The following is a 19,731-nucleotide window of genomic DNA, read 5'->3' as shown; positions in this document are numbered from 1 at the left end:
CTGTTCTGTAACACTCTTGACATATCAGCGCGTTCGCATTGATATAGCGAACACGGTTTCGCGTATGGGAATTTGCGGGCCTGACGGACGATCATTGTGCGGCATCAACGGGTTGAACCCTGTGCCGGGTTCGGCCCTGAAGAGGGGAACAGGCAAATGTCGGAACGTAATTCGCGTCGCACTCTGCTGTCGTCGACAGTCATTTCGGCAATGATGCTGGTGTCCGCCAGCTCGGCCCTGGCGCAGCAAGCGGAATCGAAGGACGTGGCCGCCGTTGCTGCGGAAGAGGCCCCCGAGACCATCACGGTGACAGGCTCTCGGCTGATATCGAAGAACGTGGTTTCTTCCAGCCCGGTGCAGACCATCACCGAACAGGCGTTCGACGTGGTTGGCGCGGTTGATACCATCGATCTGCTCAACACCCTGCCGGCCTTCACCCGCGCGCAGGATACCAGCTTTGCCAACGGCGCCAACGGCACCTCCACGCTCGATCTGCGCGGCCTGGGTTCGATCCGCACGCTGGTGCTGATGAACGGCAAGCGCCTGCCGCCCGGCTCGCCCACGCCCGGCGGCTATCCTTCGGATATCAACCTGATCCCGGCCCAGCTGATCCAGCGGGTTGAAGTCGTCACCGGCGGCGCATCGGCCGTGTACGGCTCCGACGCGGTTTCCGGCGTGGCCAACTTCATCATGAAGCGGGATTTCACCGGCTTTGAAATCGATGGCCTGTTCGGCTTCAACCAGTCCAACAACAACAGCCTCGACGCGCAGCAGCGCCTGATTGCGGCCGGCATCACGCCCAGGACGGGCAGTGACACCGGCAACCCGACGTTCGATGTCTCCGCCGTGTTTGGCGCTTCGCTCGACGAGGGTCGCGGCAACGTGACGGGCTATATCCGGTACATGCGCAACGATGGCCTGAACCAGTCGGAGCGTGATTTTTCCCAGTGCGCGCTCAGCCTGGGGGCAAACCCCAGCCCGACCTGCCTGGGCGCCCCCACCGGGCCGTTCCCGACCAACTTCATCCTGACGCCGGTGTTCGCGCCGGGCGCCACCACGGCCATACCGCTGCGCAACCCCGATGGCAGCATCCTGCTGGATGCCAACGGCAATCCGCGCACGTCGGCTGCGCTGGCGCTGCAGCCCGATGGATCTGTGCGGGACGGCACCAACAGCTTCAACTTCAACCCGTTCAACCCGCTGCGCCGCCAGGTGACGCGCATCAACGCCGGCTTCAGCGGCTATTACAAGTTGACTGACAGCATCGAAGCCTATGCCGAATTCGGCTTCACCAAATCGACCTCGCCGCAGATCATCGCGCCGTCGGGCGGCTTTGGTTCGGAAATCACCCGCGTCAACTGCGATAACCCGGTGCTGACGGTGCAGATGCGCCAGCTGTTCTGCGGCAGCGCCTCGCTCACCGGCCCATGGCCGCGCGATGTGGACAATGATCGTTATGTGCAGGCGCAGGTGCAGCGCCGCTTTGTCGAAGGCGGCCCGCGTACCGATGACCGCACGCTTACCAACTTCCGCACGGTTTATGGCGTGAAGGGCGACATCGCCGAGAATGTGAAGTTCGACGTGTTCGGCCAGTGGGCGGAAACCAGCCTGGATCGTCTGCAAACCAACAATGTCACCCGCACGCCGCTGCTGAACGCGCTCGATATCATCACCGATCCGGCCACCGGCCAGCCCGCCTGCCGCGTGGCGGTGGCGGGAACGGATCGCAACTGCGTGCCGTTCATCACCAACTATAATCCCAACGGTACCAACGATCCGCGCCTCAGGGCGTATCTCGACACGCCAACGCTGACCCGAGGCAAGACCAGCCAGGTCATGTTCGGCGGCACGCTGCAATCCGATCTGGGTGCCTTCGGCATTGCCAGCCCCTGGGCGGAAGATGGCATCTCGCTGCTGATCGGCGCGGAATATCGCAAGGAAACCCTCGTGACCCGCCCGGATGCCACCGCATCGTCAGGCCAGCTGCTGGCCGGTGCCGGCGCGCTGCTGCCGGGCGATGGCGAGACGCAGATCACCGAATTCTTTGCGGAAACCTCGATCCCGCTGGTGCAGGGCCGGCCGTTCTTTGAATCGCTGGCGCTCACCGGCGCCGTGCGGCGTTCGGAATACAAGTCACGCAACAATCTCACTGGCGTGCGCGGCGGCGAATTCGCGCCGGTCAGCTATGCACTCGGGATCAGCTGGGCTCCGGTGAAGGAACTGCGGCTGCGCGGCCAGTATCAGCGCGCCATCCGCGCGCCAAACATCCTGGAATTGTTCCTGCCGGTCAACACGGGCCTGGCCAACGTGGCCGATCCCTGCTCCGGTTTCACCGGCACTAACCAGGCGCCAACCCGGCCGCTCAGCGCCTGCCAGCGCACCGGCGTGACGGCGGCACAATATGGCGCCATCCCGCCATCGGGTGCGCAGGTCAACATCCGCACCGGCGGCAATCCCAATCTGCAGCCGGAAGTGGCCGATACGGTGACGCTGGGTGCGGTGCTCCAGCCCAGCTTTGTCAGCAATCTTTCGATTAGCCTCGATTATTTCAACATCCGCGTGAAGGGAGCGGTCGGGACGGTGCCGGCGGTGTTCACCATAGAACGCTGTCTCGATTCCGGCGCGCCCGAATTCTGCAGCCTGATCAACCGCGGTCCCGATGGTTCGCTCACTTTCCGGGGTGAACCGCCGTCGTTCGTGGACCAGCGCACGCAGAACAGGGCCGGCCTGTCTACATCGGGCATCGACGCCCAGATCAGCTATGCCCACGATATTGGCGGGCTTGGCCGGCTGAACTGGAATTATGCCGCCACCTACTTGTTCGCCTTCAAGACGACGCCGATTGCCGGCGGCTTCACTGCCAACTGCGTGGGCAAATATGATCTGCAGTGCGAACTGCCGCGCTTCCGTTATCGCCACTCGCTCACCACTACGTGGCGCACGCCGTGGACGGTCGATATTGCCCTGAACTGGCGTTACCAGTCGGCGGTGGACCGCATCCTCTCGATCAACCCCACCACCGGCGTTCCGGTGACCTGGACGGAAGGTGGCCGCGGCAACTTCACCGGCGCGCGGCTGAATGCCGAAAGCTACATCGATCTCACGGCCTTCTGGAACATCACCAAGAAGGTGCAGATGCGGGCCGGTGTGCGCAACCTGCTGGACAATGATCCGCCGGTGGTGCCGCAGTTCAACCCGGCGCCGTCGTTCACCGTGGAAGGCAATACGGTTTCGGGCGTGTACGAAGCCGTGGGTCGCTTCATCTTCGTTGGGGCCAAAGTCAGCTTCTGACGCCTGGCCTGACGCTGCTTGCAGCATGGTCAGGATGCCGGTTCCGGCGGCGTTCGCCGGGGCGAAACGGAAAGACCAATGGCTGCCCATGGGGCCTGTCTCTCATCCCCGAGACGGCCCCATGCTCTGTTGACTGGTTGCCGACCGCCTGAAGACTGCCTGCATCGCATTGAGGAGAGCCGAAATGTCCGCTTCCGCTGATCGATTGAAGGCCGCCTTTTGGCTGGCCCGCGCTGCAACGGCGGCCGTAATGCTCGGCTCCGCTGCGTTTGCCGCTGCTCCTGATGGCCTGGTGCCCGATGATCTGAAGGCACTGGAATGGCGCGAGGTGGGCACGGCCATGCCGAGCGGGCGCATCGCGCGCTTTGCCGTGCATCCCACCGATCAGCGTATCATCTATGCCGCCAGCGCGTCGGGCGGGCTGTGGAAAACGGTGAACGCCGGGGCGACCTGGACGCCGATTTTCGAACGCCAGGGCAGCGTCTCGATGGGCGCGGTGACGCTCGACCCGAAGGATCCCAACACCGTCTGGCTCGGTACCGGCGAGCAGAACAATGTGCGTAGCTCGCTCTATGGCGATGGCGTTTATCGGTCCAAGGACGGCGGCGCGACCTGGGAGCATATGGGGCTGCGTGACAGCCGGCACATCGGCCGCATACTCGTGCACCCCGATGATTCCAACACCGTCTATGTGGCTGCACTCGGCTCGCTGTGGGGGCCGGGCGAGGAGCGCGGCCTGTACCGCACCCGCGATGGCGGCAAGACGTGGACGCGGCTGCTGCGGCCCAGCCAGTTCACCGGCGTCGTGGAAGTGGCCATGCATCCCACGAACCCCAACATCCTCTATGCCGCCACCTTCCAGCGCGAACGGCGCCAGTGGAGCATGATCGGCGGCGGCACCGAAGGCGGCCTGTGGCGCAGCACTGACGGCGGCGATACGTGGGCGCGGGTGGGCAATGGCTTTCCCACCACCGCTGCTGGCCGGGTGGGCGTCACCTTCTGCCCCGGCAAGCCCGACATGCTGTATGCGACCGCCGTTGGCCCCGATGGCGGCACCTTCAGGTCAACCGATGGCGGCACTTCGTGGGAACGGCGCAACAAGGACGTGCAGAGCCATTGGTATTATGGCGAAGTCTTCTGCGATCCGATGAATCCGGAGCGGATCTATGTGCCAACAACGCCGCTGTCGCGATCGGATGATGGCGGCAAGACCTTCACCAATGTGCTCAAGGGCCAGGTCCACGCCGACAATCACACGATGTGGATCAACCCGAAGGACAGCAATCACCTGATCCTGGGCAATGATGGGGGCATGTACACATCACGCGATGGCGGCCAGCGCTGGACGTGGCAGTCCAACCTGCCGCTGATGCAGTTGTACACCGTTGCGGCCGACATGCAGGAGCCGTTCTATCACGTCTATGGCGGCACCCAGGACAATGGCAGTTGGGGCGGGCCCATCGGCACCCGTTTTGATGACGGGATCGCCAACGAGGATTTCTTGTTCCTGTCGGGCGGCGATGGCTTCTACGCCGTGGCCGATCCCACTGATTCCGACATCATCTATTCCCAGTCGCAATATGGCGGGCTGGTGCGCACCAACCGCAAGAGCATGGCGCAGAAGCGCATCCAGCCATGGCAACCGCAGAAGGGCGAGTTCCCGCCCTATCGCTGGAACTGGAGCGCGCCGTTCGTCATCTCCCCGCACGATCCCAAGACGCTGTATTTCGGCGCCAACGTGGTGTTCCGCAGCCGTGATCGCGGCGATACGTGGGAACGCATCAGCCCGGATCTGACCCGCCAGTTGAGCCGCGACGCGCTGCCGCTGCAGGGCAAGATCCAGCCGGCAAACGCCATCGATCTCCATTCCAGCACCGCGCTGTATGGCAACACCCACTCGCTTTCGGTTTCCACCATGCGGCCTGGCTTGCTGGCCGCCGGCACCGACGATGGCCTGATCCAGGTGAGCCGCGATGATGGGCGGACGTGGGTCAAATCTTCCGTCTTCCCCGGCGTGGCCAACCAGAAAAAGGTCGGCATGGTAGCTTGGTCGTCCACCAACGAAGGCACGCTGGTGGCGGTGTTCGATGGCCATCAGGACAATGATTTTGCCCCGCACGTGGTGCGCAGCGACGATTTTGGCGCAACGTGGCGCAACATCACCGCCGATCTGCCGGCCTTCGGCCCCACCAAGAGCATCGCCGTGCACTCGAAGAATGGCGAACTGCTGTTCGTTGGCACCGATATGGGCGTCTATTTCAGCCGCGATGGCGGCGGGCATTGGTTGCCGTTGCGGTCCGGCCTGCCCACCAACAGCGTGCAGGGCCTGATGGTTCACCCGCGCGAGAATGATCTGGTGATCGGCACCCACGGCCGCGGTTTCTGGGTGCTGGACGATATCAACCTGGTGGAAAAACTGACGCCCGAAGTTGTCGCCTCGCACTCCTATCTGGCGCCGCTGCGCCGGGGCACGCAGATCCGCGATGTGCCGCGCGGCCGCAAGAACGCCGGCAACAGCTATTTCACCACCAAGAACCCGCCCCGCGGCGCGATCATTGATTATTGGCTCGGCAGCGCTGCGGTGGGCCAGAAGGTGTCGATCGAGATCATGGACGGCAACGGCAGGCTGGTGCGCAGCCTGGCCCAACCGGCAGCGGCGCGTGGGGCGCAGCGCGCAGTGTGGGACCTGCGGTTCGAAGCGCCGCCCAATGCCTCCATGTCGGAATATCGCCGCATGCCCGGCCGCTTCGTGATGCCGGGCACCTATCAGGTGAAGCTTACGGTGGGTGAAGAGGTGCACATGCAGCCTTTGGCGGTGCGTCTCGATCCGGCGATCAGCCTATCTGCGGCGGACAGCGCCGCGCTGGACGCGGTGGGCGCCACGCAGGCCCGGCTGGTGGCGGCGACCTATCATGCGAACAAGACGCTGGCTCCCGGCCTGTCGCAACTGACCGCGACGGTGAAGGCCCTGAAGGACGCCAAGGCTGACCGCAAACTGGTGGCCCAGGCCGAAGCAGCGCTGAAGGAAGCCGAGCGGCTCAATGTCATCCTCAACGGCCGGGAAGAGGGCATTGCCCAGCAGGAAACCTTCCTGCCGCTGGCCGAACTGACCCAGCGGCTTTACACTTCCACGCAGGACTATTCGGCCGCCCCCGATCCGGCCCAGCGCCAGTTGACGGCATCGGCGGAGGCTGACGTGAAGACATTCTACAAGGATCTGGGCGTGCTGGTTTCCGATACGCTGCCAGCCGTGCAAAATTCAGTCACGGCGGCCGGTATGGCATGGCCGGGCGAACTTCCCCGCATGCCGGTCCAGCCGTGAACGAGGTGATGATGTTGAAATCGGTTCTGGGTGCCCTGATGGTGGCGGCGATGGCCTCCCCGCTGCTCGCTCACGGCACCACGTTGCTGCCGATTGAAACGGTGAAGATGCGCGAAGGCCATCGCGAGGCCGCCATCGCCCGCCGTGCCGAGTTCATGAAGCGCATGAAGGGCGGCCTGGCCGTCATCACCAGTGCCGATCGCACACAGCACAATTTGTATGAATCATACACCGACGACATGGAAAACAAGGACTTTGTGTTCCTGACCGGCATCTATGGTTCACTGCCGCCCGGCCATGTGCTTGTGCTGAATCCGGGCGGCGGCACCTACAAGGAAGTGCTTTACACCGACATGAGCCCCTATGAGGCCGCGCGACTCTCGGGTGTCAAATATGTGTTCCCGCGCGCCAAGTTCCTTGAACATATGAGCAGCGCGCTGACCGATTATCGCAACCTGCGCATCACGCAGCTGCGCTTCAAGGAAGTCGCCTCCGATCTGTCGCGCGGCTGGGGCGACGGCGAGAAATTGCTGTATGTGAACTATCCGCACATCGACAATCTGAACGAGCCGCCACCGCCGCGCCTGGCGTTCATGGGTCGCATCCGCGCCACAACCAGCGAAGTGGTGTTCAAGGATGCGGGCGACATCATCGATCCGCTGCGCATGGTGCTCGATCCCTTTGCCCGCGCCAACATGGAGCGCAGCATCGCCATCACCCGGATGGGCCTGATGGAAGGCATGAAGTTCGCCAAGCCCGGCCTGAGCACCCTGCAGGTGATGCAGACGGTGGATTATGTCTATCGCTTCCACGGTGCGACCCTGGGCTTTGCCACCGGCGTGGCGCTGGCCAGCAACATGAACGAGGAGCTGAAGTGGGAATCGGCCGCGGCCGAAGAAGCGGCGCGCAAGGGCGATGCCATGATCAAGCCCGGCATGCTGGTGCATTTCGATACCGGTGCGGCGATGAACCATTATTCGTCGGACGTGCAGCGCACGGTGCCGGTGGATGGCAAGTTCACCCCCGAACAGCGGCGCATCTATCAGGGCGTGCTGGATGTGCAGAAGGCGGTGATTGCCGCCGTGAAGCCCGGCGTGACCTGGGCCCAGCTGCAGAAACTGGCCGAGGACGAGCTGCGCAAGAAAGGCGGCTGGGACAAGAGCTATACCTATGGCATCGGCCATTTCATCGGCATGGAGACCCACGAGCATGGCGATTATGTCGGCCCGCTGAAGCCCGGCATGATCATCGCCATCGAGCAGGGCGCCGTGGTAAACGGCACCCGCGTTGCCTTTGAAGACGACGTGCTGGTGACGGCGACCGGGCATGAGTGGCTGACCCGTTCCATCCCGATCGAGATCGACGAGGTGGAGGCGCTGCTGCGTCAGCCTTCCATGGTGGTGCCCAAGGCAGTAGGCTCGCCGTAATTGTTGCTGCGGGCCACATGGCCCAGGACGAGTTTTCTTTTCATGCTGCCCGATCAGTTTACCCCCATCACCGATCTGCTGCGGTTGCACGCCCGTGCCGGCGACAAGCCGGCGATCATCGATGGTGACACCATCATCACCTGGGCCGCGCTTGATGCGCTGGTGGACCGGGCTGCGGTGGCGCTGCTGAACCGGGGCCATGGGAACAGTCAATTTGGGGGCCAGTGCATCGCCATCGCTGCGGGCATGTCGTGGGCCTATCTGGTGCTGTGGCTTGGGGCCTTGCGCGCCGGCCTGTCGGTAGCGCCGCTGCCGCAATCGGCGACCGAAGACACGATCAGCATGATGGCGGCCGATGCCGATGCGGTGCAGCTGTTTCGCGATGCCGAACTGGCTTCCATCGACACTTGGCTGGCACCTGTTGGCACGCGCGCACCGGATGTGGCGATCGGGCCCGATGACTCGTTCAACCTCATCTATTCCAGCGGCACCACCGGTCGGCCCAAGGGCATTGTCCAGCCGCACCGCCAGCGCTGGGCGCATGTGCAGCGCGGGGTGACGCAAGGCTATGGCCCGGATGCCGTCACGCTGGTGGCGACCCCGCTCTACAGCAACACCACATTGGTCAGCCTGTTTCCCACCATCGGGCTGGGCGGCACCTTGGTGTTGCTGCCGAAATTTTCGGCCGAGGCCTTTCTGCAGCTGAGCGAGCGGTACCATGTCACTCACGTGATGCTGGTGCCGGTGCAGTATCGCCGCCTGATGGAATTTCCCGATTTCGACCGGTTCGACCTGTCATCCTACCGGCGCAAATTCTGCACCTCCGCACCGTTTCCGGCCGCGTTGAAGGCGCAGGTGCTGGCGCGCTGGCCTGGCGGGCTGACCGAATATTATGGCATGACCGAAGGCGGCGGCACCTGCATCCTGCAGTGCCATGATCATCCCGACAAACTGGCCACCGTTGGCCAGCCGGCGGCCGGCAGCGACATCAGGATCATCAACGAGGCCGGCGAACAATTGCCGGCCGGTGCAACTGGCGAGGTCGTCGGGCGTTCACCCGCCATGATGACGGGTTATCACAAGCTGCCGGACGCAACGCGCGGCGTCGAATGGTTCAGCCCACAAGGCGAGCGCTTCATCCGCACTGGCGACATCGGCCGCTTTGACGAGGATGGCTTCCTGACGTTGCTCGATCGCGCCAAGGATGTGATCATTTCGGGCGGGTTCAACATCTATCCCATTGATATCGAACAGGTGCTGCAAACCCATCCCGCCATCGAAGATTGCGCGGTGGTGGGCGTACCTTCGGAGCAATGGGGGGAAACGCCCGTCGCCTTCGTGGTCGCCGCCACGCCGCTGGATGGTGTCGCCGTGAAGCAATGGCTGAACGACCGGCTGGGCAAGAACCAGCGCGTGCTGGACGTGATCCAGATCGACCAATTGCCGCGCAGTGAAATCGGCAAGGTGCTGAAACGCGATCTGCGTGATCGTTATGTCGCCGGTCAGGCGTAACAGGAGAAGACCATGCGTGTTGGCGTTCCCAAGGAAATCAAGCGGCAGGAAGGCCGCGTCGGCCTGACCCCGGAAGCCGTCCGCGAATATGTCGGCCACGGCCACGCGGTGCTGGTCGAGACCGGCGCCGGTGCCGGCATTGGCGCGCCTGATGCCGCCTATGTGGCGGCCGGCGCGCAGATCGCGGCCGCAGCGGCGGAGGTGTTTGCCGCTGCCGAGATGATCGTGAAGGTGAAGGAACCGCAGCCATCCGAATGGGTGCAATTGCGCGAAGGCCAGATATTGTTCACCTATCTGCATCTCGCTCCCGATCCGGAACAGACGAAGGGCCTTCTGGCCAGCGGGGTGACCTCGGTCGCCTATGAAACGGTCACGGATGGCCATGGCTTGCCGCTGCTGATCCCGATGAGCGAGGTGGCCGGCCGGCTATCGATCGAGGCCGCCGCCCTGGCCTCGCGCCATTACAACGGCGGCAATGGCCTGCTGATGGGCGGCGTGCCGGGCGTGGCGCCGGCGCGCATCATGGTGCTGGGCGGCGGCGTGGTCGGCACCCAGGCGGCCCGCATGGCGGTGGGGCTGGGGGCGGATGTGTGCATTTTCGATCGCTCGCTGCCGCGGCTGCGGCAACTGGATGATCTGTTCCAGGGCCGGGTGCGGACGCTCTATTCCAACCGGGCCGCCATCGAAGCCGAGCTTGCAGGGGCCGATGTGGTGATCGGCGCCGTGCTGGTGCCGGGCGCCAGTGCGCCGCGCCTGATCACCCGCGACATGCTGGGGCTGATGAAGCCCAAGGCGGTGCTGGTGGATGTCGCCATCGATCAGGGTGGCTGCTTCGAAACCAGCCACGCGACGACGCACGAGGAGCCGACCTATGTGGTGGACGGCATCATCCATTATTGCGTCGCCAACATGCCCGGCAGCGTGCCGCGCACCTCCAGCTATGCGCTGAACAATGCCACATTGCCCTACGGGCTGGCACTGGCTGGCGGCGGCGTTGAGGCCATTCGCAACAGCCCGGCGCTGCTCGCCGGCCTGTCAACGCATCAGGGCAAGCTGACCAGCCAGCCGGTGGCCGATGCGCTGGGATTGGCGTTCACCGCGCCCGAGGCGGCGCTGGCCGGCTGATCACTCCGGAATCGGGGGGCGGGCGAACAGCGCGGGTTCCATCGCGTCGTCCCCCAGCATTTCATAGCGGATCAGCGCCATCGGGATGCGGCCGCGCCGGATGAAATCATCATGGAAGGCGCGCAGGTTGAAGCGCTCACCCTGCTTGTGCCGCGCCGCGGCCAGCAGTTCCCACATCTGCACATTGCCGATCGTGTATTCCAGCCCATGCCCCGGCAGGGTGCGGATATGGGCATATTTGCGGGCAACATCGGCATCCAGGAATGGCGTCACCTTGCGCCACCACTGCGCCACCTCGGCGGCCGTCTTCTCGTTGCGCTGGTTCTCGATGTCCCCCACCGTGCGCGCCGCGCGCCACAGGCCGAAATGGTAGATCAGCTCCTTCACCCGCGGCCGATCATCGAAGAACCCAGACTGCAACGCCGCTTCCTCCAGATACACCGCCCAGCCCTGCCAGCGCGCGCCGTCGAGGAAGGCGCGGCGGATGGGATCGGGGTGGGCATTGGACAGCATCAGATCCATGCGGTGCCCGGGGATGACGGCGTGGAGATGATCTGGGGAAGGGTCGCGATACTGGATCTGTTCCCAGTAATTGGGCGGCGTCGCGCGGCGGATGAACGGCACGTTATAGGGTTCAAGATAGGTCGGCGGCACGGCCATCCGGCTCAGCGTCGGCGGGATGCTGGCCGGGATGGTCATGAACTCGCTGCTCACCAGGAATTTGCGGATGCGGGCATCGGTATCGGCCACGCGCTGGCGATAATCACCGTCATTGCCCGCCATGGTGATCGCCGGCACCGCCCGGTTCTTGTGCTCGGCAATGGCCAGGAACGACCACATGCGCTCCAGTTCGCGCTGGCCCAATGTGCGCGCGGCATCGCTATCATAGGGCATTTGCAGGGCGTGGCGCAGATACCAATCGAGCCGCGCCTTGCCGACGCCGGCCCGTGCCGTGACGCCGCGCCGCGCCGATTTCAGCCAGTCGCGATAGTCGGTGAGCGCCGCGATCGCCCGGTCGATATCGGGCACCAGTTCCGGCTGCTCGCGCACCGCCCGGCCGCGCAGATCACGATACCAGCCGATCACGCCGGCCGGCGGCACGGCGCGCTGCGGAAAGCCATCTTCCACGCCGTCTGACTGGTCCAGCGAGCGGATCGCCAGATCGACATGATCGGTCGCCATCGCGTCCAGTGTGAAGCGCGCGGCTTGCAATTGCGCCGGGATCGCCCGCACGCGGCCAGCGAGGCTGGCATTGGGCAGCGGCGTGAAGGCCAGGCGCTGCAACGGCTCAAGGTAGAAACCGGGATCGCGCGCCCATGGCCGCGTTACCTTAAGTGTGAATTCAGCGCGATCCATCTCCGATCGAACCACCAGCCAATCCACCTTGGCCTCGCGTGACCAGCCGGCAACCTTGATGCCCGCCAGCCGCTGTTGCAGGGCGGCCAGCGCCGCCGTCTGCCGGGCCATGGCGGCCGGGCCATAATCGCCGGCCATGCCACGCTGCCAGGCCTGATAATCGCTGAAAACCTGGGTCAGGGCAGGGTCTGGTGGTGATTGGGCCATGCTTATGCTGGCGGCCATCAGGCCCACCGTTGCTGCCGTGAGTGCACGCACGATACCACGCATCATCGGTCCTCCCCTGCTGGACGCCGGGGCAGCATAGCCGCATTTAACCACAAAGCGAACGCTTGTTCGCTAGGCGGCGTTTTTCGACTTTGCGATGGCCGGGCAATATGCCAGACCATCGCCATGGCGATTGCGATTGATCTTTCCGGCAAGACCATCCTGCTCACCGGCGCGTCCAAGGGCATTGGCGCGGCCACCGCTGCCATATTGGGGGAGGCCGGCGCGCATGTGGTGGCGCATTATGGCAGCGATCGCGCCGGCGCCGAAGCCGCCACCGCCGCCATCCCGCCCGAACGGCTTTTGCTGGTACAGGCGGATCTGGCCGATCTGGATGCGGTGGAGCGTTTGTGGAGCGAGGCGCTGGCCTGGCGTGGCCGCATCGATGTGCTGGTCAACAATGCCGCCGTGATGGATTTTTCCGGCAGTTTCGCCGCCCCGCTGGAAACCTGGGACCTTGTGTGGGACCAGGCGCTGGATGTGAACGTGAAGGCGCCGGCCCGGCTGATGCGCAACGCGGTGAACCATTATCTCGAGGTGGGCGGCGGCGCGATCATCACCATCAGCAGCTGGGCCGCCCAGCGCGGCGTGACCAACCCGGCGACCATTGCCTATGGCGCGTCCAAGGCCGCTGTGCGCTCCGCCACCCAGTCCATCGCGCGGGCGTATGCGCGAGACAACATCCTGGCCTATATCGTGACGCCCGGCGTGGTGCGCACCCGGCTTTCGGAACAGTTCGCGGCCACCCAGGGCGGCGAGGAACAGATTTCGGCGACGCTGGCCAATGGCAAGTGGGTTTCGCCTGTGGAACTGGGCAATCTGGTGGCATTTCTGGCATCCGGCGCCGTGCCCCAGATGTCGGGCGCCACGATCGACGTGAATGGCGCAAGCTACGTCCGCTGATGCGCGTTTCCCTGCCCGGCATCGCGCGGAGCGGCCCCGGCTTCCGCTTCCGCTTTGCCGGCCACGAACTCGCGGGCTGGCCCGGTGAAACGCTCGCCGCCGCCCTGACCAGCGCTGGCCAACTGGCGCTTTCCACCAATGGCCCTGACGAGCGGCGAGGCGTTTTCTGCGGCATGGGCGCCTGCGGAGAGTGCACGGTGCTGGTGGATGGCCGCAGCCAGCGCGCCTGCATGGTGGCCGCCGCGCCCGGCATGGTGGTGGAGCCGATGCCGCGCCGGGTGGTGGCGACGCCTGATGCGCCCGCCGCCGCGCCGGCACAGGTGCTGGCCTGCGATCTGCTGATCATTGGTGCTGGGCCGGCCGGGCTTGCTGCCGCCGAGGCTGCCGCTGGCCTGTCGGTGATCATCATCGATGAACGCAGCAAGCCCGGTGGCCAATATTTCAAGCAGCCCGGCAAGGGATTCACGATCACGCCGGCCGCGCTGGATGTCCAGTTCAGCGAAGGCGCAGCGCTGATCGCCGATGTGGTGGCATCGCCCGCGCAGCTGATGGCGGGCCGCAGCGCCTGGTCGGCTCGGCGGGATGGCGAACAGATCGTGGTGGAAACGTCGGGACCGAAAGGGCCGGCGCGGATCACGGCAGCGCGCCTGATCATCGCCACCGGCGCCACCGCAAAGCCCTGGCCGATGCCGGGCTGGACCCTGCCGGGCGTGATGACCACAGGCGCGGCACAAACGCTGCTGCGGTCGGGCGCGGTGTCGCCGGGGAAACGCGTTCTGGTGGCGGGCAATGGCCCTCTCAACATCCAGCTTGCCAATGAATTGCTGAATGCGGGCGTCACGGTGGCCGCCGTCGTTGGACAGGCGCCGCGGCCTGGCCTTGCCCGGGCGGCGAGTGCGCTGGCGATGGCGCGGCACGGCGCCGGGCTGGCCGTGCAGGGTGTGCGCCAACTGGCGCGGCTGCGCCGTGCGGGCGTGCCGTTGCTGTTCGGCCATGTTGTCTGCCGCGCCGAGGGCGAGGGCCAGGTGGAGCGTGCCTTCGTTGCCGCCACGCGCCCTGAGGGCACGCTGGGGCCAGAGCGCGGCTTTGACATTGATGCCCTGTGCATCGGTGCCGGCTTTCAGCCGCAGGCCGAACTCGCCCGCGCGCTGGGCTGCCGGCTGGCGTGGGCTGATGGTGCCATGGCGGTTGTGCGCGAAGATGATGGGCGCACGTCGCTGGGCAATGTGTTTGTCGCTGGCGATGGCGGCGGGCTCGGTGGAGCAAGGGCGGCGCTGGCGCAGGGCACGCTGGCTGGTCTGGCGGTGGTTGCCGATGTGAAAGGCAGCCTCACCGCCGCGCAATTGGCCCAGAACCAGGCGCAACGCCGAGCGTTGGCCACGGCGCGGGGCTTTCAGGCCGGCCTGTGGCAGCTGTTTGCCCCGGCGCACCCCACGCCCACCGTCCACACGCCGGAAACCCTGCTGTGCCGCTGCGAAGGCGTGCGCTTTGGCGATGTGGATGCGCTGCTGACGGCGGGCACGAACGATCCCGGCAGCATCAAGCGCGCGACGCGGCTGGGCATGGGCCGCTGCCAGGGGCGCTATTGCGGGCCGTTGCTGGCGACGCGGCTGGCGGGCGACCGCGCGGCAGGGGAGGACGATCTGTTTGCACCGCGGCCGCCGTTCAAGCCGCTGAGCATCGCCGAACTGGCAGCGGGCGCAGAGCCATGATGCTGCTGCGCCTTCTCCTTGCCGTGCTGCTGCTGTGGGCTGGCCCTGTGGTGGCACGCGACCTCGACGCCATCCGCCAATCCGGTGTGCTGCGCGTGGGCGTGAACCCCAATTTCCCGCCGATGAGCAGCTATGGCGATGGCGGCACGCTGCAGGGCTTTGATGTGAACATCGCCCGCGAACTCGGGCGGCGGCTGGGCGTGCGGGTTGAACTCGTGCCCACCGAAGCCGCCAGCCGCGTGCCCTTCCTGGTGTCGGGCCGGATCGATCTGTCGTTGGGCGCACTCACCATCACGCCGGAACGCCGGGCGCTGATCGATTTTTCGGTGCCGCTGCATTCGGAAGCCATGGGCGTCATCACCACCAGCCGGCTGCCGGTGCGTGACTGGCGCGAACTGAACCGGGCAGACATCACGCTGGTCAACATGCGCGGCAACCAATCGGTGAGCGTGCTCGCCGAAAAACTGCCGTTGCCGCAGCGGCTGCTGGTGGATGGCAATGCCGATACCATTCGCGCCATCGCGCAAGGGCGCGCCGATGCGCTGGTGGAGAATGTCGATTTCTTCATCGGCTTCACCAAGAATTATCCCGATGTGCGGTGGCGCGTGCTGCCGGAACCGATCTTCACGGCCTGGTGCGGCATTGGCCTGGCCAAGGGCAACGAGCCGCTGCGCGTCGCTGTCGATGCCGCGCTGAGCGCCATGCACCGCGATGGCAGTGTCGATCGGCTGTGGCGCGATGCCTATGGCGCCTCCATGACGGTGCCGGTGAGCGAGGACCAGCTCAAGCGCACCGCCGCCAGCACGCAGACCGGCTATCGCTTCGATTGGCAGCCGGTGATCACGGCGCTGCCCTATCTGGCCGGCGGTGCGGTGATCAGCCTGCAGATTGCCCTGATCGCCTTCTGGGCCGGCGCCGTGATTGGCCTCGCCAGCGCACTCGCCCGCCTGAACGGTTCGCCGATCGCCCGGCGGGTGGCCGGTGCTTATGTCTCTGCCGTCACCAACACGCCGGCCTTGGTGCAGATCTTCCTGCTCTATTACGCGCTGCCTGAAATCGGTGTGATGCTGCCGGCGTTCGTGGCGGTCACACTGGGGCTGACGCTCAATGCCGGGGCCTATCTGTCGGACATCTTGCGCGGCGGCATCACCTCTGTCCGCCAGGCCGAACTGGATGCCGCCGAAGTGCTGGGCCTGTCACGGCTGGACAAGCTCCGCCACGTCATGCTCCCCCACATCGTGCGCACCGTCTATCGGCCGCTTGCCAATTTCTTCATCGTGCTGGTGCTGGGCAGTTCGATGGCGGCGCTGTTCGGGGTGGAGGAATTGACGGGGCGGGCCATCAACATTTCCACCGCCAATCTGCGCACCATCGAGACATTTGCGGTCACCGGCCTGATCTACATCGGGCTTACCCTGATTGCTTCGGCGCTGCTGGCCCTGGCCGGGCGCGCCTTGTTCGGGGTGCGGCGCGCATGAACGGCGATCTGTTCAGCCCGGAAACGCTGGCCTTTCTGGCCGCTGCGCTGGGACGCACCTTGTGGATGACGTTCATCGGCTGCACGATTGGCTTCGTGATCGGCATGGGGCTGGCCATTCTGCGGCGCACACGGGCACCGCTGCCGGCACCGCTGCGCTGGGCGGCCGCGCTTTATGTTGAAACCTTCCGGCGCATCCCCTTCCTCGTCATCCTCATCCTCGTGCTGTTCTCCGTGCAGGCCTTTGCCCCTGATCTGTCGCTGCTGGGCATCGCCACCATTGCCGTGACGCTGGCGGCCACCGCCTATCTCACCGAAATCGTCGGCGCTGGCCTGGATGCCGTACCGCGCCCGCAGATCGAAAGCGCCGAAGTGCTGGGGCTTTCGTGGTTCGACACGCTGCGCCATGTCGTGCTGCCGCAGGCCTGGAGCGTGATCCTGCCGCCGGCCGCCGCCTTCATGGTGATGTTCGTGAAGGATACCGCACTCGCCAGCCATCTTGGCGTTGTCGAACTCGCCTTCGCCGGCAAGATCCTTGTCAACAAGGGCTTCTCGCCGCTGGCGGGCTTTGGCGCCGTCCTTGTGCTCTACGCCCTGATCAGCTGGCCCTTGGGCCGCATCGCCTCATCACTGGAGAGCCGCCTTGCCGCTTCTCGAAATCGCTGATCTGTCCGCCGGTTATGGCGGCAAGACCATCCTCGACGGGCTGAGCCTCACTGCCGAACGCGGTGACGTGGTCAGCCTGATCGGGCCATCGGGCTCCGGCAAATCCACCCTGTTGCGCGTGCTGATCGGCCTGACTCCGCCCACCGGCGGCAGCGTGCGCATTGGCGGCGAGGCCATCAACTATGCTGACAAGGCTGGGCTGAAGGCGCTGCGCCGGCGCATGAGCATCGTGTTCCAGCAGTTCAACCTGTTCCAGAACATGAGCGTGCTGGACAATCTGACACTCGCGCCGGTGCACACCCTGGGTGTCGCCCGGGCCGAGGCCGAGGCCCGCGCCCTCGATCTGCTGGCCAATGTGGGCCTGGCCGACAAGGCCGGCAACTATCCCGATCAACTGTCGGGCGGGCAGCAGCAGCGCGTGGCTATCGCCCGCGCGCTGGCCATGCAGCCGGAGATTTTGCTGCTCGATGAAGTCACCTCCGCGCTCGATCCGGAACGGGTGGGGGAGGTGCTGGAAACGATCCGCAGCCTCGCCAGCACTGGGATCACCATGTTGTTGGTCAGCCACGAAATGGCCTTCGTGCGCGAGATTTCCACCAAGGTGGTGATGATGGATGAAGGCCGGGTGGTGGAGCAGGGCAGCCCGAGCGCCATCTTCGAAACGCCGACGCAAGCGCGCACGAGAAGCTTCATGCAGGCGATCATCCGCCATTAGGGGAGAGCAGCAATCATGGACCGATTGGCAGGCAAGCAGGCCTTCATCACCGCCGCCGGCGCCGGGATCGGGCGGGCCACCGCGCTGGCCTTTGCCCGCGAAGGTGCCGTGGTGACGGCCACCGATATCGACATGGACGCGCTGGCCTTGCTGAAGGCCGAAGTGCCGTCGATCACCATTGCCCGGCTGGACGTGCGCGACGCGGCGGCGGTGACGGCGGCGCTGGCCGGCGCCGCGCCCGATGTGCTGTTCAACTGTGCCGGCTTTGTTCACCAGGGCAATATCCTCGAAATCAGCGACGCCGATTGGGACTTCACCTGGGATCTGAATGTCACGTCGATGATGCGCACCATCCGCGCCGCGCTGCCCGGGATGCTGGCGCGCGGCAGCGGCAATATCATCAACATCGCCTCGGTGGCCTCCTCCATCCGCGCCTGGCCCAACCGCTGCGCCTATGGCGTCACCAAGGCGGCGGTGATCGGCCTCACCAAATCGGTGGCCGCCGATTTTGCCGACCGCGGCATCAGGGTGAACGCCATCTGCCCCGGCCCGATCGAAACGCCCTCGTTGGGCAGGCGGATTGCCGGCCAGACCGATCCTGATGCGGTGCGGGCGCGTTTCCTCGCCAACCAGCCGACCGGCCGGCTGGGCCGGGCCGAGGAAGTGGCGGCGCTGGCCGTCTATCTCGCTTCGGATGAGGCCAGCTACACCACCGGCCAGACCCACATCATCGATGGTGGGTTGATCGGTTAGGCTGGCGCAAACGGGGCCATCGGGACGTCAAACGACGGCGGCCGGCCCAGCACGAGATCGGCGGTGAGCCTCGCTGCCGCCGGGCTGCCGGTAAAGCCGACCCACGGCACAAAACAGACATGGGCATGTGCGTGGCCGGGCAGAGGCCCGATGATCGGCAGCCAATCATCGGTGCCGTTCACGAACGCCGCCCAACTGCGCACGATATTGAGGCCGCCGATGGCCGGCACCATGGCGAGCGCCACGCGCAGATTGGCGGCCAGATTGGCGGCATCGACCTGCGGGCGGCCCTCATCGTCGAGCGCCGCATCCCAACCGCCGCCGATCAGCAGGCTGCCGTGCCGGCTTTGCTTGAGGGTGAGCTTCTGGCCGGCGCAATAGACGAGGTGCGACACCAAAGGCGCGGCCGGTTCCGTCACGCTGACCTGGATGGGCACCGCCTCGATGGCCAGCGGCGTGCCCAGCTGCGCCGCCAGTTCGCCGCTGCGCGATCCGGCGGCGATCACGATGCGCGGCGCGCGCCACTGCGTGGCTCCGGCTTCCACGACATAGGCTTCCCCATCCCGCCGCACGCTGGCCGGGCCGGTGTTGGCGTGGATCACCACGCCCGCCGCCCGCGCCGCCCGTGCGTAAGCTGGTGCCACCAACAGCGGATTGGCCTTGCCTTCGGCCGGCGCAAAGGCCCCGCCAATGGCCTGTTCGGCCAGATAGGGTGCGCGCTCCCGAATGGCGTTGCGGCCGATCACCTCCACCGCCAGGCCGGCTTCTCGTTCGATGGCGGCCTTTACTTCGATTTCGGCCATTTCGGCTTCGGTGGTGGCGACCAGCAAGCCGCCGCCAAAGCCGATCTCGAGATCGGCGCCCAGATCGGCTTCCAGCCCCTTCCAGATGCCGAGCGAGGCGATCAGCAGGCGGATGGCCGGTTGATAGTTAAGGGCCCAGGCTTCGCCCAGATTGCGGAACGGATCGTGCGGGATTTGGGCGTGCAGGCTGCCGGCATTGGCGGAGGAAGCCTGCGCCCCCACCGGGCCGGCCTCCACGATGGTGACCGCCATGCCGGCGCGCGCCAGTTCCAGCGCAGTGGCGCAGCCGGCGATCCCGCCGCCGATGACAATCACATCAGGCTGCAAAACGACTCCTCACAACGCGAACGGCCCCACTTGCTCAGGCAAATGTGGGCGCTATGCTGACATTTGTTCGCACAT

At 65.6% G+C, this 19,731-nt stretch carries 13 protein-coding genes; 11 read left to right on the top strand and 2 right to left on the bottom strand.

Annotated elements, in window-relative coordinates; genetic code table 11:
- The first annotated feature begins 156 nt into the window (after positions 1-156).
- The 5 genes from Q7O19_RS01480 to ald all read left to right on the top strand — a co-directional run bounded on the left by Q7O19_RS01480 (position 157) and on the right by ald (position 10,677).
- Positions 157-3,291 carry a TonB-dependent receptor domain-containing protein gene (locus Q7O19_RS01480; protein WP_303808222.1) on the top strand — a complete coding sequence of 1,045 codons (3,135 nt, stop codon included), beginning with the start codon at positions 157-159 and terminating at the stop codon, positions 3,289-3,291.
- A gap of 184 nt (positions 3,292-3,475) precedes the next feature.
- Positions 3,476-6,613 carry a sialidase family protein gene (locus Q7O19_RS01475; protein WP_303808221.1) on the top strand — a complete coding sequence of 1,046 codons (3,138 nt, stop codon included), beginning with the start codon at positions 3,476-3,478 and terminating at the stop codon, positions 6,611-6,613.
- The gene (locus Q7O19_RS01470; RefSeq protein ID WP_303808219.1) at positions 6,610-8,040 is read left to right on the top strand and encodes a M24 family metallopeptidase; all 1,431 of its coding nucleotides are present in this window, start codon (positions 6,610-6,612) and stop codon (positions 8,038-8,040) included. Before Q7O19_RS01475 ends, Q7O19_RS01470 begins: the two co-directional genes overlap by 4 nt.
- 42 nt (positions 8,041-8,082) lie before the next feature.
- Positions 8,083-9,552, top strand: coding sequence for a class I adenylate-forming enzyme family protein (locus Q7O19_RS01465; RefSeq protein WP_303808217.1), 1,470 nt, complete (start codon positions 8,083-8,085; stop codon positions 9,550-9,552).
- Positions 9,553-9,564: 12 nt separating this feature from the next.
- Complete coding sequence (gene ald, locus Q7O19_RS01460; protein ID WP_303808215.1) at positions 9,565-10,677, top strand: alanine dehydrogenase; 1,113 nt, start codon at positions 9,565-9,567, stop codon at positions 10,675-10,677.
- Here the strand turns inward: ald and Q7O19_RS01455 are convergent, their stop codons facing one another.
- The gene (locus Q7O19_RS01455) at positions 10,678-12,306 is read right to left on the bottom strand and encodes a DUF885 family protein (RefSeq protein WP_303808214.1); all 1,629 of its coding nucleotides are present in this window, start codon (positions 12,304-12,306) and stop codon (positions 10,678-10,680) included.
- Between the two features lie 120 nt (positions 12,307-12,426).
- Between Q7O19_RS01455 and Q7O19_RS01450 the strand changes: the two genes are divergently transcribed.
- The 6 genes from Q7O19_RS01450 to Q7O19_RS01425 are packed head-to-tail and all read left to right on the top strand — an operon-like array spanning position 12,427 to position 18,526.
- The gene (locus tag Q7O19_RS01450) at positions 12,427-13,203 is read left to right on the top strand and encodes an SDR family NAD(P)-dependent oxidoreductase (protein WP_303808213.1); all 777 of its coding nucleotides are present in this window, start codon (positions 12,427-12,429) and stop codon (positions 13,201-13,203) included.
- On the top strand, positions 13,203-14,915 hold the full coding sequence (locus tag Q7O19_RS01445) for an FAD-dependent oxidoreductase (RefSeq protein ID WP_303808212.1): 1,713 nt from the start codon (positions 13,203-13,205) through the stop codon (positions 14,913-14,915). Before Q7O19_RS01450 ends, Q7O19_RS01445 begins: the two co-directional genes overlap by 1 nt.
- Positions 14,912-16,393 carry an ABC transporter substrate-binding protein/permease gene (locus tag Q7O19_RS01440; RefSeq protein ID WP_303808211.1) on the top strand — a complete coding sequence of 494 codons (1,482 nt, stop codon included), beginning with the start codon at positions 14,912-14,914 and terminating at the stop codon, positions 16,391-16,393. Before Q7O19_RS01445 ends, Q7O19_RS01440 begins: the two co-directional genes overlap by 4 nt.
- Complete coding sequence (locus Q7O19_RS01435; RefSeq protein WP_303808210.1) at positions 16,390-17,058, top strand: amino acid ABC transporter permease; 669 nt, start codon at positions 16,390-16,392, stop codon at positions 17,056-17,058. Before Q7O19_RS01440 ends, Q7O19_RS01435 begins: the two co-directional genes overlap by 4 nt.
- Complete coding sequence (locus Q7O19_RS01430; RefSeq protein ID WP_303808209.1) at positions 17,036-17,773, top strand: amino acid ABC transporter ATP-binding protein; 738 nt, start codon at positions 17,036-17,038, stop codon at positions 17,771-17,773. Before Q7O19_RS01435 ends, Q7O19_RS01430 begins: the two co-directional genes overlap by 23 nt.
- A 15-nt stretch (positions 17,774-17,788) precedes the next feature.
- On the top strand, positions 17,789-18,526 hold the full coding sequence (locus Q7O19_RS01425; RefSeq protein ID WP_303808208.1) for an SDR family oxidoreductase: 738 nt from the start codon (positions 17,789-17,791) through the stop codon (positions 18,524-18,526).
- On the opposite strand, the gene Q7O19_RS01420 is transcribed toward Q7O19_RS01425, so the two are convergent.
- The gene (locus Q7O19_RS01420; protein WP_303808207.1) at positions 18,523-19,656 is read right to left on the bottom strand and encodes an FAD-binding oxidoreductase; all 1,134 of its coding nucleotides are present in this window, start codon (positions 19,654-19,656) and stop codon (positions 18,523-18,525) included. The two genes, Q7O19_RS01425 and Q7O19_RS01420, sit on opposite strands and share 4 nt — an antisense overlap.
- Positions 19,657-19,731: the final 75 nt, after the last annotated feature.

Origin of the sequence: Sandarakinorhabdus limnophila DSM 17366 (genome assembly GCF_945882885.1) — a bacterium.
Taxonomy (GTDB): domain Bacteria; phylum Pseudomonadota; class Alphaproteobacteria; order Sphingomonadales; family Sphingomonadaceae; genus Sandarakinorhabdus; species Sandarakinorhabdus limnophila_A.
Note: the sequence above shows the minus strand (reverse complement) of the source record. Positions and strands in the feature narration are given on the sequence as shown.

Coding starts and splice junctions, on each gene's coding strand:
- Q7O19_RS01475 (WP_303808221.1), top strand. CDS start 3,476: ATGTCCGCTTCCGCTGATCGATTGAAGGCCGCCTTTTGGCTGGCCCGC.
- ald (WP_303808215.1), top strand. CDS start 9,565: ATGCGTGTTGGCGTTCCCAAGGAAATCAAGCGGCAGGAAGGCCGCGTC.
- Q7O19_RS01425 (WP_303808208.1), top strand. CDS start 17,789: ATGGACCGATTGGCAGGCAAGCAGGCCTTCATCACCGCCGCCGGCGCC.
- Q7O19_RS01440 (WP_303808211.1), top strand. CDS start 14,912: ATGATGCTGCTGCGCCTTCTCCTTGCCGTGCTGCTGCTGTGGGCTGGC.
- Q7O19_RS01445 (WP_303808212.1), top strand. CDS start 13,203: ATGCGCGTTTCCCTGCCCGGCATCGCGCGGAGCGGCCCCGGCTTCCGC.
- Q7O19_RS01465 (WP_303808217.1), top strand. CDS start 8,083: ATGCTGCCCGATCAGTTTACCCCCATCACCGATCTGCTGCGGTTGCAC.
- Q7O19_RS01480 (WP_303808222.1), top strand. CDS start 157: ATGTCGGAACGTAATTCGCGTCGCACTCTGCTGTCGTCGACAGTCATT.
- Q7O19_RS01455 (WP_303808214.1), bottom strand. CDS start 12,306: ATGATGCGTGGTATCGTGCGTGCACTCACGGCAGCAACGGTGGGCCTG.
- Q7O19_RS01435 (WP_303808210.1), top strand. CDS start 16,390: ATGAACGGCGATCTGTTCAGCCCGGAAACGCTGGCCTTTCTGGCCGCT.
- Q7O19_RS01450 (WP_303808213.1), top strand. CDS start 12,427: ATGGCGATTGCGATTGATCTTTCCGGCAAGACCATCCTGCTCACCGGC.